The sequence below is a fragment of the Gordonia sp. NPDC003422 genome (assembly GCF_053588675.1).
Window position 1 is genome coordinate 16,589 of record NZ_JBSFQL010000033.1, and the last position, 12,041, is coordinate 28,629.

The 12,041-nt window shown below is 65.7% G+C and carries 10 protein-coding genes; 5 read left to right on the plus strand and 5 right to left on the minus strand.

What is annotated here, in order from left to right; genetic code table 11:
* Positions 1-218 precede the first annotated feature (218 nt).
* Together ACWDTF_RS21985 and ACWDTF_RS21990 are read left to right on the plus strand one after the other, a co-directional pair.
* Positions 219-1,229: an ABC transporter substrate-binding protein gene (locus ACWDTF_RS21985; protein ID WP_355274761.1), complete on the plus strand. Its 1,011-nt coding sequence runs from the start codon at positions 219-221 to the stop codon at positions 1,227-1,229.
* Between the two features lie 65 nt (positions 1,230-1,294).
* Positions 1,295-1,786 carry a beta-class carbonic anhydrase gene (locus tag ACWDTF_RS21990; RefSeq protein ID WP_240857484.1) on the plus strand — a complete coding sequence of 164 codons (492 nt, stop codon included), beginning with the start codon at positions 1,295-1,297 and terminating at the stop codon, positions 1,784-1,786.
* Between the two features lie 14 nt (positions 1,787-1,800).
* On the opposite strand, the gene ACWDTF_RS21995 is transcribed toward ACWDTF_RS21990, so the two are convergent.
* Positions 1,801-3,153 carry a DUF2252 domain-containing protein gene (locus ACWDTF_RS21995; RefSeq protein ID WP_355274758.1) on the minus strand — a complete coding sequence of 451 codons (1,353 nt, stop codon included), beginning with the start codon at positions 3,151-3,153 and terminating at the stop codon, positions 1,801-1,803.
* A 102-nt stretch (positions 3,154-3,255) separates the two neighbouring features.
* Here ACWDTF_RS21995 and ACWDTF_RS22000 point away from each other — a divergent pair, with 102 nt between their 5' ends.
* The 3 genes from ACWDTF_RS22000 (at position 3,256) to ACWDTF_RS22010 (ending at position 7,386) form a co-directional block, all read left to right on the plus strand.
* A complete protein-coding gene (locus tag ACWDTF_RS22000; protein ID WP_240857483.1) occupies positions 3,256-3,648 on the plus strand; it encodes a PPOX class F420-dependent oxidoreductase in 393 nt (130 codons plus the stop codon).
* A 67-nt stretch (positions 3,649-3,715) separates the two neighbouring features.
* Positions 3,716-6,610 carry a DEAD/DEAH box helicase gene (locus tag ACWDTF_RS22005; RefSeq protein WP_355274755.1) on the plus strand — a complete coding sequence of 965 codons (2,895 nt, stop codon included), beginning with the start codon at positions 3,716-3,718 and terminating at the stop codon, positions 6,608-6,610.
* Complete coding sequence (locus ACWDTF_RS22010; RefSeq protein WP_355274752.1) at positions 6,607-7,386, plus strand: SWIM zinc finger family protein; 780 nt, start codon at positions 6,607-6,609, stop codon at positions 7,384-7,386. The genes ACWDTF_RS22005 and ACWDTF_RS22010 overlap by 4 nt, the downstream gene beginning before the upstream one ends.
* Positions 7,387-7,399: 13 nt before the next feature.
* On the opposite strand, the gene ACWDTF_RS22015 is transcribed toward ACWDTF_RS22010, so the two are convergent.
* The 4 genes from ACWDTF_RS22015 to nrdE are packed head-to-tail and all read right to left on the minus strand — an operon-like array spanning position 7,400 to position 12,003.
* Positions 7,400-8,095, minus strand: coding sequence for a TrmH family RNA methyltransferase (locus ACWDTF_RS22015; RefSeq protein ID WP_433255503.1), 696 nt, complete (start codon positions 8,093-8,095; stop codon positions 7,400-7,402).
* Entirely contained in the window at positions 8,046-9,047 is a 1,002-nt protein-coding gene (nrdF, locus tag ACWDTF_RS22020) for a class 1b ribonucleoside-diphosphate reductase subunit beta (protein ID WP_240859210.1), read from the minus strand. The genes ACWDTF_RS22015 and nrdF overlap by 50 nt, the downstream gene beginning before the upstream one ends.
* Before the next feature lie 48 nt (positions 9,048-9,095).
* A complete protein-coding gene (locus tag ACWDTF_RS22025; protein ID WP_240859206.1) occupies positions 9,096-9,839 on the minus strand; it encodes a maleylpyruvate isomerase family mycothiol-dependent enzyme in 744 nt (247 codons plus the stop codon).
* A gap of 13 nt (positions 9,840-9,852) precedes the next feature.
* Entirely contained in the window at positions 9,853-12,003 is a 2,151-nt protein-coding gene (gene nrdE / locus ACWDTF_RS22030; RefSeq protein WP_276614993.1) for a class 1b ribonucleoside-diphosphate reductase subunit alpha, read from the minus strand.
* Positions 12,004-12,041: the final 38 nt, after the last annotated feature.

Consider the following 12,041-nt stretch of genomic DNA (forward strand, 5'->3'; position numbering starts at 1 on the left):
CCGGCCGACCGGGTCCTACGATCTGTCGTAATTGATTTCCGAGGGGGTGGGTCTGCGCAGCTCAACGCCTATTTGCGGATGCGACGCGCGCAGTCGAAAGGGGCCCGCCGGAGCGGCCCGCGTCGGACCCGCGGCGCCACGACGGTGCGGGCGCACCCCGATGCTAGGTTTGGCGGGTGCAACGCAGCGTTCGTGACAGCGATGATGATGGGCGTGGCGTGAGCCGCAGCCCCCGATCGGGCCGACGTTTTCGCCGCGCCGCCCTCGCCGCGATCGCCCTTCTGTCGCTGACCGTCGCAGCCTGTTCGTCCGACGACGACACACTCCGAACCCCCGACGGAGCGCCGATCTCCACCTCGACCACGCGCATCGCAGAGGTCAACGTGGTGGCTCCCGAGCGCGACTTCTCGGAGACATGTCTGCAGCCGACCACGCCTGACCCAGGCCAACCGGACGTGACGCGCATTGTCGTCACCGATCCGTCGCTCCTCGATCCGATCTGCGCCCTTGGGATCGGTCCGAAGGTGGTGGCGGTGACCTCGGCACCAGGCAGTGTCATGGCCTATCTCGGCCCGCAGCTGAACTCGGTGCCGACGATCGGCTCCACCCCCGACGCCGCCGCGGTGACGGCCGCGAAACCGGACGTCGTGCTCACGACGCCGACGACCACGTCATCGGCCGCGGCTTTCGGCGGTGTGCGCAGCGTCGAGGTCGGTCCGGGCACGTGGCAGGAGCAGTTCCAGGCCGTCGCCGACGGTCTGGGCCGCAGCGAGTCGGGCGTCCGACTGCTCAAGCAGTTCACCAACCGTGCCGCGTCGGTGGGAAAGTGGACCGACGCCGCCCACACCTGGGTGTCGCTGGTCCGGTTCACCGCCGACGCCGAGGTCATCGCGGGGACAAACACATTCGCCGGCCAGATTCTGTCGATGATCGGTGCGCAGCGGCCGCCGGCCCAGCGGGGTGCCGAGTCGTTCACCGTCACCGACGAGAACTTCCACGCCGCCGACGGCGACCTGATCTACGTCGGCTTCGACGGCGCGAAGGGCCTCGAGCACGGGAAGCAGGTCCTGCTCAGCGACGCCTGGCTCGATCTCGGGGCACCGACCTGGAAACGCGTCCTCGCCATCGACGATCAGGTCTGGTACCAGACGTCCGGCCTGGCCGCGGCCTGGCTGGTCCTCTACGACGTGCGCGACTCACTGGCCGACGGATCCTCGGCAACCTACTGACGCGACTTTCGCGCCGGGTGAGGCAAACCCTCGTCTTCGACGCGGCGACGGATGAGTGTTGACGCATGTCTGTCACCGATGAATACCTCGCCAACAACGTCGAATACGCCAAGTCCTTCTCCGGGCCGCTCCCCTTGCCGCCGAGTCGGCACGTTGCCGTCCTCGCCTGCATGGACGCCCGGCTCGACGTCTACCGGATTCTGGGAGTATCCGACGGCGAGGCCCACGTCATCCGCAACGCCGGTGGCGTCGTCACCGACGACGAGATCCGTTCCCTTGCCATCAGCCAACGCCTGCTGGGCACCACCGAGATCATCCTGATCCACCACACCGACTGCGGCATGCTCACGTTCACCGACGACGAGTTCAAGCGCGAGATCCAGACCGAGATCGGTCAGAAGCCGAATTGGGCGGCCGAGTCGTTCACCGACCTCGACGAGGATATTCGCCAATCACTCACCCGCATCCGCAACAGCCCGTTCATCACCAAGACCAGCTCACTGCGCGGATTCGTCTTCGACGTCGCGACCGGACTGCTCCGCGAAGTGGAGAACTGACACTCCTCGCTCGGTCATGGCCAACCGGGTTCGGCCGCGATCGAACCCGACGCGACCGCTTCCGCCAGCTGGGAGTGGTCGCGTTCGGTTTGGTCGGCGTAGGCATGGGCGAAGGACAGCACCGATTCCTCGACCTTGCCGCCATCCCCCAGGTAGGAGTGGATCATGCGCGCATCGCCACTGCGAGCGTGCGCCCGAGCCAGCACATGCCCGCACGCGGCGGCGAACTCGGCGAGTCGGCCGGCGATGGTCTGCCCCTTCGGAATCACCTTGCCGTCGCGGAACTGGCGCACGTAGAAGTCCATCTTCCCGATCCGCGTCCAACCGACGAACATGTCGGTCGCGCTCTGGATCAACCGCTGCCCATTGACGACCCGCGCACCGTGGTTGTCGTACCGACTGCGACGCACAAAGGGTTCATACACCGAGGAACCGGCCTGTTTCACCTGGAAGAACAGCGGGTCGCCGGTGGCGCGTTCCTCCATCAACAGCAGGAAGACCCGCATGCCGACGCTACCGACGCCCACCACCTGCTGGACCGCGTCGACCAGGTCGAAGTGGGACAGCAAAGCCGAGATGTGGTCGGGGATGCTTGCGTTGTAGGCATCGACCACCCCGGCCAGGACGTCGGCATGCTCGGCGAGTGCATGCACCCGGTAGGGCGGGTCCTCGATGATCTGGCGCCGACCGTCGACGAGTTGGGTCAACTTCTTGGCGGCGCCGCGGCTGCTACGTTTGCGGGCCTGTTTCTCCAGGATCTTGTCGGACTGGTGCTCGGAGTCCTCGGGGGCGAGGTAGGTGACGAGGTGCGCCAGGTCGATGATCTCGGCCCAGACATCGAGCTCAGGCCACCCGGAGTACGTCTTCATCCAGGTGCGGTAGCCGTGCAAACCGGCCCGAACCGAGGCGTCGGCGACCTCGGCGGGCACTCCGTTCTCGCGGGCGAGCACCACCAGGCTGGTGAGGAACCGGAGCAGATCCCATTCGAACGGGCCCGGCAGCGTCTCGTCGAAGTCACGCAGATCGAACGCCAAGGAACGTTCCGGCGTGTTCCACAAGCCGAAGTTGAGCACATGAGCATCGCCGCACATCTGCACGGTGATGCCGGTGTTCGGCCGCGAGGCGAGGTCCGCGGCCATCACCGCGGCGGCCCCGCGGTAGTAGGTCCACGGCGACGCCGACATCCGACCGTGCCGGATCGCGATCAGTCGCTGATCGCGCATCGTGTTCTGCGCCAGAATCGTGGCCAGAGCGTCGTGTCCTCGGCGGCTCGGATCCCAGTCGCCGAGGTGGCTGCGCGGCACGGTCTTTCGCGCCGCCCGGCCCCGAGCGACGGGATCGAGACGCTTTCCTTTGTCACCGGCCATAGATCAAGAGTCTGGCGGATAACACCAGAGGCGCGAACTCGAATCGCCGAAAGCGCCGTCTCGCGGATGATGGCTGTCGGTCAGGACCACTAAGGTGGACGTATGGCCACCACAGTTCCCGAAGGCTATGCCGATTTGCTCGACCGACCGGTCGTCGGCGTGCTCAGCACCGTCGGCCCCGACGGCATCCCGAACGCGACGCCGATGTGGTTCGCGTGGGACGGAGAGCATCTGCGCTTCACACACACCAAGGCGCGCAAGAAGATCCGCAATCTCGAGGGCAACCCGAACTACTCGTTTGTCATCACCGATCCTGACAACCCGTACCGCTACCTCGAACTTCGCGGGCAACTCGAATCGGTCACCGACGACCCGACCGGCGCCTTCTACGTCACGCTGGGCAAGCGCTACGGCAACGCCGACCAGCAACCTCCGCCCGACGCCGCCGACCGGGTGATCTTGACGCTGACTGCGTCCTACTTCGGCAAGAAATAGCGTCATCACCGCGTCGGCACCTCCTGACACCGCAACCCTGCACCTGCTGTGGCGGACGGGTGTGGGTATGGCCGCGTGGGTCGACGATCAGCACGCCACAAGCGGGCAGTTGCCCGGGCCGCTGGCCGAACTGCTCGCCGGGAAGCGGTTTCGACGCGATATCGCCGTGACCGACGACGCCGGCAAACGACGATTCGTCGCGACAGCGACTCTCGGCGTCGCTTCGACTGTCGCACTTCTCGACGCGTCACGTTCGATCCCGACCGCCGGCGACGTGCGCTGGTATCGGTATCTGCTCGACGGTGTGCGCCGATTCGTGGCATCGGCGGCGGTCGCACCGACGGTCGTGGAGGTGGCAGGTGAATGGGTGATGCGCTGGCAGGTGATCCCTACCCCAGCGTGGCGCAGTTGGGCGGCCGTGGCCACCGGCGGGGCACCCTCCGCCCTCCTGGACAACGGCGGACCCGAAGCGCTCACCGACCTGCTGGCCGAGCTGATCGATCACGAAACCCGCTCGCGCATAGCCACTTCGGTCCCACGTCTGGGACCCCCGGCACCCCGAAGTCCCGTCGTGCGGACACTCCTCCCCGACACGGACGCAAGCGCCCCGTGCGCGCCGGCGCGGCTCGCCGCCTCGGCGTCGGCCTTCCAACGATGGAATACCAGCCCGCGCAAGGACGACCACACCCTGCTGTTCCGTCTGCACGAACCGGAGCACGACGAGCCCGATGGCACATGGTGGACGGACGACTCCTGGTCTGTTGAATCACCGCCGGATACCGAGAAGAGTGTGGCGACAACCGAATCTGCACGCTGGCGGCTCCAGGTGTGCCGGCGCAGCATCGATGGGCACGTCGCCCCGGTCCAACCGCATCGGCTCGACACCGAAGACCTCGACGAGCTCACCACCGCCCTGGCCACCGCGGTACGCGCGTTCCCCGGACTGGCCCAAGCGGATCCGGACCGCGGATCGCTCGACTTCCTGCTGCCGACATCGCTGGCCGAGGAGTTGTTCGCCACCGGTGCCGTCGCGCTCGGCGAAGCGGGCTTCGCAGTGCTGTTGCCCCGCACCATCGCCGAGGTACGGCCGACCCTCGGCATCCGCGCGGTGCCGGTGATGGGCGGCGGAGCCCCGGCCGCCATGGTCGGGTTGCGCGAGATCCGCGAGTTCGAGTGGCGCCTCGCCCTCGGCGACGCGCCCGGCGCCATCACCCTGACCGACGCGGATCTTGCCGAATTGGCGGACCAGAAGGGCGATCTCGTCCGCGTCCGCGGCGTGTGGATGCGTGCGGAGTCCGGCGCCCTGTCCCGCGCGGCGGCGTTCGTCACCGCCCAGCGTGCCCTCAAGGCCGACGACCGGCCCGCCGACATGGGCGAGCTTTTCGGACTGCTCACCGGGAGTGCCGATCGCCTCCCGGTGCCGGTGAGCTCGGTGCAGGGCCTGTCCTGGCTCGACGACATCGCCGAACGTGGCGCCCTGCAACCCAGCCCACTCCCCCCACCAGCCGGACTGACCGCGACCCTGCGGCCCTACCAGCAGCGCGGAGTCGAATGGTTGGCTCATCTCGCCTCGTTGGGCATCGGCGGGGTGTTGGCCGACGACATGGGGCTCGGCAAGACGATCCAGATCATCGCCCTCGAGTCCCACGAAAGATCCTCCGGATCAACGCCTCCCACGCTCGTCGTATGTCCGATGTCGGTGGTCGGCAACTGGGCACGCGAATTCCGGCGGTTCGCCCCGCATCTGCGAGTGATGATCCATCACGGTCCGGATCGACTGTCGAGCAAGCATTTCGAACACGCGCGCGCCGCACACGACGTGGTCCTCACCACCTTTGCCATTGCAAGCAGGGACCGGAGCCTGCTCGGCGGGCAACGCTGGCACCGGATCGTCGTCGACGAGGCGCAGCACCTCAAGAATGTCAACACGATTGCCGCCAAGTCTGTCCGGGCGCTGACCAGCGGCCACCGGATCGCGCTCACCGGTACGCCCGTGGAGAACCGGCTCGAAGATCTGCGCGCTGTCATCGACCTGGTGAACCCGGGCCTGCTCGGTTCGGCGTCGGTGTTTCGCGCACGCTATGCCGAACCGATCGAACGTGATCGGGACCCGGCAGCGTTGCGTCGTCTCACCGCGATCACACACCCGTTTGTGTTGCGGCGTGAGAAGACCGATCCCACCATCGCCGCCGAGTTGCCGGAGAAGGTCGACATCACGGTGCGTGCCAACCTCACCGTCGAGCAGGCCGGTCTGTATCGGGCGGTCATCGACGAGCTGATGGAAGCGTTGCGCGACAGGCAACAACGCACGCTGCGCCGCCGCAACGTGCTGGCCGCCCTCACCCGCCTCAAACAGATTTGCAACCACCCCGCGCACTACCTCGCCGACGGTACCGATCTCGCGCCCGGTGGTGTTCATCGGTCCGGCAAAGTGGAGCTCCTGGCAGACACACTCACGACGCTGATCGACGAGGGCGACCGTGCCCTGGTGTTCACCCAGTTCGCGGCGTTCGGCGAACTGCTCTCGGGGTGGCTCGGCGAGCTGCTCGGTACGCCGATTCCACTTCTGCACGGCGGGCTCGGCCGGCGCGATCGCGACCGGATGGTCGCGGAGTTCACCGAATCCGACGGCCCGCCGATCATGCTCGCCACCCTCAAGGCCGGCGGCACCGGCCTCAACCTGACCACCGCCAATCACGTTGTGCACGTGGATCGGTGGTGGAATCCCGCGGTCGAGGACCAGGCCACCGATCGGGCCTACCGCATCGGCCAGGATCAGCGGGTGTCGGTTCACCGGTTGATCTGCGTGGGAACGATCGAGGAGCGCATCGATGACATGATCGCCCGCAAACGGGAACTGTCGCGGCTCACCGTCGCATCCGGGGAGAACTGGGTCTCCGATCTCGCCGACGACGAGTTGTTCGAACTCGTCCGCCTCCGCGACGAGGCGGTGAGCGAGTGAGCAGAGGGCAGAGTCGCGGCCCCATCGCGGTTCGCGGATACGCGCTCACCCCGTGGGCGCGGTCCTTTGTCGACGTGGTCGAAGGCCGCACCACCGGCAGCAGTACCGACGCGGTCGCCGACAGCCGGCATATCACCAAGGCCCGCAGATACTTTCGCGCCCGCCACGTGCACGGACTCCGGATCCGACCCGGCCGCGTGACTGCGTCGGTCGAGGGCAGTCAGCTCGACCCGTTCGACGTCATCCTCACCACCCGCACCGTCGACTCCGGCACCGTCGCCGAGCTGTTGCGTGCGCGTGGCGCCGTCATGGAGCTCATGCCCCTGACTCGCGGCGAACAGCCTGTCGTGGTGGGTGAGCTGATCGGCCCCACCGAATCGGCCGACGTGATGACCGACTGCACCTGCCCCGACGAGGCGGTCCGGTGCGTGCACGCACTCGCCGTCGCCTACGAGGTGGCCGCCGAGATCGACCGCTCCGCGTTGACGCTGCTGACTGTGATGGGGACCGACCTCAAGTCGCTGCTCGACAAGGTCGGCGACGCACCGACGCCGACGCGGGAGTCCGACGTCGGTTCACTGCCCGGGCCGGACTTCTACGGCACCACTTCCCCGCTGCCGCCGCTGCCGTCACCGCTGCGCATGAACCCGCTGACCGATCTCGACACCACCGACCTGCGTCAGGCGCTCCGCGCGGTCGGCGTTGTGCCGGCGGACATGGCCGAGACCTTGGACGAACTCGGCGATCTCTACGACCGGTTGACTGGCGAGCCATAGGCGTCACTCGACCTCACAACATGCCCGAGAGTTTGTACGCGACAAGCGATCCGGCGACCGCGACGTTCAGACTCGCTCCCCGTCCGATCATCGGGATCTCGACGACGGCGTCCAGTTCGTCGATGATGTCCTCGGGTATGCCGCCTCGTTCGTGACCGAGGACCACCACCGTTCGTCGCCGCGCGGGCGGTAGATCCGCCAAACGTAGTGCACCTTCGGCAAGTTCGACGCCGAGGAGATGCGATCCGGTCTCGCGCTCGCGCGCCAGCCACCGGCGCGGGTTTCCGGTCCGATGGATGCAGGATCGGCCCGGGACGGTGTTACCTCGGCGCAACGCTTCGGGCACCCAATCGTGGGGCGGTACGGCGAGACATGCACCAACCGCATCGCAGGTGCGCAGAAGGGTGCCGAGATTTGCTCCGTGTTGCGCCCACAGGGGCGCGAGAATCAGGTGACCCCAACAAGAATGGGACCGGGATCGTCGTGACTTGCGGATCTCGTCCGGCCTGCGGACGCGGGTGCCGGCCATCAGTGCTGGTGAGGCGCAGCGCCCCTTTCGGTGTTCGACATTCTGCGATGGTAGCCGATCCTCCTCCGACCACCTATCTGGTTGCCATCGCTCTCGGAAAGCGAGCGCGATGGCAACCAGTTCCGCAAGGCTAGAAGTCCCAGTCCTCGTCCTCGGTGTTGACGGCCTTGCCGATGACATAACTCGAGCCCGAGCCGGAGAAGAAGTCGTGATTCTCGTCGGCGTTCGGCGACAGCGCCGACAGGATCGCCGGGTTCACGTCGGTCTCGTCCTTCGGGAACATCGCCTCGTAGCCAAGGTTCATCAGAGCCTTGTTCGCGTTGTAGCGCAGGAACTTCTTGACGTCCTCGGACAGACCGACCTCGTCGTAGAGCGCCTCGGTGTAGTCGGATTCGTTGTCGTAGAGCTCGAAGAGCAACTCGAAGGTGTAGTCCTTGAGCTCCTGCCGACGGTCCGGGCTCTGCACCTCCAGCGCCCGCTGGTACTTGTAGCCGATGTAGTAGCCGTGCACAGCCTCGTCGCGGATGATCAGGCGGATCAGGTCGGCGGTGTTGGTGAGCTTCGCGCGCGACGACCAGTACATCGGCAGATAGAAGCCGGAGTAGAAGAGGAACGACTCGAGCAGCGTCGAGGCGACCTTGCGCTTGAGCGGATCGTCGCCGCGGTAGTAGTCCATGACGATCTGCGCCTTGCGCTGCAGCTGATCGTTCTCCTCCGACCAGCGGAACGCCTCGTCGATCTCCTTGGTGGAGCACAGCGTCGAGAAGATCGAGCTGTAGGACTTGGCGTGCACCGACTCCATGAACGCGATGTTGGTGAGCACCGCCTCCTCGTGCGGGGTGGTCGCATCCGGGATCAGCGATACCGCGCCGACAGTCCCCTGGATCGTGTCGAGCAGCGTCAGGCCGGTGAACACCCGCATGGTCAGCTGCTTCTCGTACTCGGTCAGCGTGTGCCACGACGGGATGTCGTTGGACACCGGCACCTTCTCCGGCAGCCAGAAGTTGCCGGTGAGGCGATCCCACACCTCGGCATCCTTCTCGTCGGGCACACGGTTCCAGTTGATCGCCGAAACCCGGCTCACCAGTTTGATCGGTGCGCCATCGGCGGGGCTATGGGTACCTGCGGTCATGGTGGTCGCCTCCTGCGGCATGGTGTCGGTCTTGGAAGTTGGTGGGTGTCAGGTGACGTGGACGAGTCCGAGCGTCGGCTCGACGACGGACTCGTCGCCGACGATGTCGAGATCCTTGTACGAGCGCCGATGCCACAGGGCGAGAAGCAGATCCGACGTCGGCCCGCGGAGCGCGGCGTCGGCCTTCGCGTGTTCGCGGCGGTGCACGATTCCCTCGGGCGTCAGTTCGAGGTACCACTCCGCGTCCGGGTCGTCGGTGCTGTGCAGGTGTAGCGACCGCCCGACGAGTTCGTCCGGCACGCCCGTGCTCTTTCCGATGAAGCGCGGCGCGAACACCTCCAGCCACTCGTCGACACCGTCGGCCGCAAGGTTGGCCTTTATGGGACTTTGCTTGCCCGGCCGCAGTGCCGACTCCAGGTCGTAGCGGTGCACTTCCAGTTCGTGTGCCTGACGGCGATACCAGAAGCGCACGGTGCGCTCACCGACGAACGTCGAGACTGGCTCATCGGGTTCACGAGAGGTCAACGCCGCAACCAACTGATCGCGCGTGTCCGCATACCACCCGACGACCTCTGCACCGTCAGGAAAGGCGATGCCGTCGTAGCCGCGGTACTGCCGGGTGCCGTTGAGTCGATCGGCTACCCAGAGGTGGACGGCACCAACGTGACCCAGCAGGTCGTGGACCGTCCAGCCCGGGCAGGCCGGCACGGCAAGATCCATGTCGTCCGCGGGCGTACTCGCGAGGATCTCGCTCTCCTCGTTGATGGCGGCGAGCCACAATTCGGGAGTCATATCCGAACACTCCTCACAGCATGCAGCTGACGCAACCCTCGACCTCGGTCCCCTCGAGCGCCAGCTGACGCAGCCGGATGTAGTAGAGCGTCTTGATGCCCTTGCGCCACGCGTAGATCTGCGCCTTGTTCACATCGCGGGTGGTGGCGGTGTCCTTGAAGAACAGGGTCAGGCTCAGACCCTGGTCGACGTGCTGGGTGGCCGCCGCGTAGGTGTCGATGACCTTCTCGTACCCGATCTCGTAGGCGTCCTGGTAGTACTCCAGGTTGTCGTTGGTCATGAACGGCGCCGGGTAGTAGACGCGCCCGATCTTGCCTTCCTTGCGGATCTCCACCTTCGCCGCCACCGGGTGGATGGAACTCGTCGAATGGTTGATGTAAGAGATCGAGCCGGTGGGCGGCACTGCCTGCAGGTTCTGGTTGTAGATGCCGTCGCGTTGCACGTCGGCCTTCAGCTCGCGCCAGTCGTCCTGGTTCGGGATGTGAATTCCAGCCTGCCCGAACAGATCCCGCACCTTGTCGGTCGCCGGCTCCCACACCTTCTCGGTGTAGCGGTCGAAGAACTCGCCCGACGCGTACTTCGAGTTCTCGAAGCCGACAAACGCACGACCACGCTCGCGCGCGATCCGGTTCGACGCGCGCAGCGCGTGATACAGCACCGTGTAGAAGTAGATGTTGGTGAAGTCCACACCCTCCTCGCTGCCGTAGAAGATGCGCTCGCGTGCGAGGTACCCGTGCAGGTTCATCTGCCCGAGGCCGATCGCGTGAGAGTCGTTGTTGCCCTTCTCGATCGACGGCACAGACGTGATCGCGGTCTGATCGCTCACCGCGGTCAGGCCCCGGATCGCGGTGTCGATGGTGTGGCCGATGTCGGGTGAATCCATCGTCTTGGCGATGTTGAGGGACCCGAGGTTGCACGAGATGTCCTTGCCCACATGGGAATAGGACAGGTCGTCGTTGAAGGTCGACGGCGTCGAGACCTGCAGGATCTCCGAGCACAGGTTGGAGTGGGTGATCTTGCCGGCCACCGGGTTGGCTCGATTCACCGTGTCCTCGTACATGATGTACGGGTATCCCGACTCGAACTGCAGCTCGGCGAGCGTCTGGAAGAACTCGCGGGCCTTGATCTTGGTCTTGCGAATCCGCTTGTCCTCCACCATCTCGTGATACTTGTCGGTCACGTTGATGTCGGCAAACGGCACCCCGTAGACGCGCTCGACGTCGTACGGGCTGAACAGGTACATGTCGTCGTTGGCCTTGGCCAGCGCGAACGTGATGTCGGGGATCACGACGCCCAGGCTCAGCGTCTTGATGCGGATCTTCTCGTCGGCGTTCTCCCGCTTGGTGTCGAGGAAGCGGTAGATGTCGGGGTGATGCGCATGCAGGTACACCGCGCCCGCACCCTGCCGGGCACCGAGCTGGTTGGCGTAGGAGAAGGAATCCTCGAGCAGCTTCATGATCGGGATGACGCCGGAGCTCTGGTTCTCGATCTTCTTGATCGGTGCGCCGTGCTCGCGAACATTGCTCAGCAACAGCGCGACACCGCCGCCGCGCTTGGACAGCTGGAGAGCCGAATTGATCGATCTCCCAATGGATTCCATATTGTCTTCGATGCGCAGGAGAAAACAGCTAACTGGCTCACCGCGCTGCTTCTTACCCGAATTCAGAAACGTCGGAGTCGCCGGCTGGAAGCGCCCCTCGATGATCTCGTCGACCAGGTTGCGCGCGAGCGCGGTGTCGCCGTCGGCCAGCGTCAGCGCGACCATGCACACCCGATCCTCGAACCGCTCGAGGTAGCGCTTGCCGTCGAAGGTCTTGAGCGTGTAGCTCGTGTAGTACTTGAAAGCACCGAGGAAGGTCGGGAACCGGAACTTCTTGGCGTAGGCATGGCCGAACAGCAGCTTCACGAACTCGCGGTCGTAGCGTGCGAGCACCTCGGGCTCGTAGTAGTTCTCCTCGACGAGGTAGTCGAGCTTCTCGTCGAGATCGTGGAAGAACACCGTGTTCTGGTTGACGTGCTGCAGGAAGTATTGGTGTGCGGCTTCCTTGTCCTTCTCGAACTGGATCTTGCCGTCGGCATCGTACAGATTCAGCATCGCGTTGAGCGCGTGGTAGTCGAGCTCACCGGGTTCGTGTCCGGCGGGACCGGCGTGCACTCCCGACATGCTGGCTGACGTGGTGTCCGATACGGCGGCGGTTGGCG

Bases quoted from the DNA above. Each gene is read 5' to 3' on its own strand.
- ACWDTF_RS22025 (WP_240859206.1), bottom strand. From the start codon at position 9,839: ATGACTCCCGAATTGTGGCTCGCCGCCATCAACGAGGAGAGCGAGATC.
- ACWDTF_RS21990 (WP_240857484.1), top strand. From the start codon at position 1,295: ATGTCTGTCACCGATGAATACCTCGCCAACAACGTCGAATACGCCAAG.
- ACWDTF_RS21995 (WP_355274758.1), bottom strand. From the start codon at position 3,153: ATGGCCGGTGACAAAGGAAAGCGTCTCGATCCCGTCGCTCGGGGCCGG.
- ACWDTF_RS22000 (WP_240857483.1), top strand. From the start codon at position 3,256: ATGGCCACCACAGTTCCCGAAGGCTATGCCGATTTGCTCGACCGACCG.
- nrdF (WP_240859210.1), bottom strand. From the start codon at position 9,047: ATGACCGCAGGTACCCATAGCCCCGCCGATGGCGCACCGATCAAACTG.
- nrdE (WP_276614993.1), bottom strand. From the start codon at position 12,003: ATGTCGGGAGTGCACGCCGGTCCCGCCGGACACGAACCCGGTGAGCTC.
- ACWDTF_RS22015 (WP_433255503.1), bottom strand. From the start codon at position 8,095: ATGTCATCGGCAAGGCCGTCAACACCGAGGACGAGGACTGGGACTTCT.
- ACWDTF_RS22005 (WP_355274755.1), top strand. From the start codon at position 3,716: ATGGCCGCGTGGGTCGACGATCAGCACGCCACAAGCGGGCAGTTGCCC.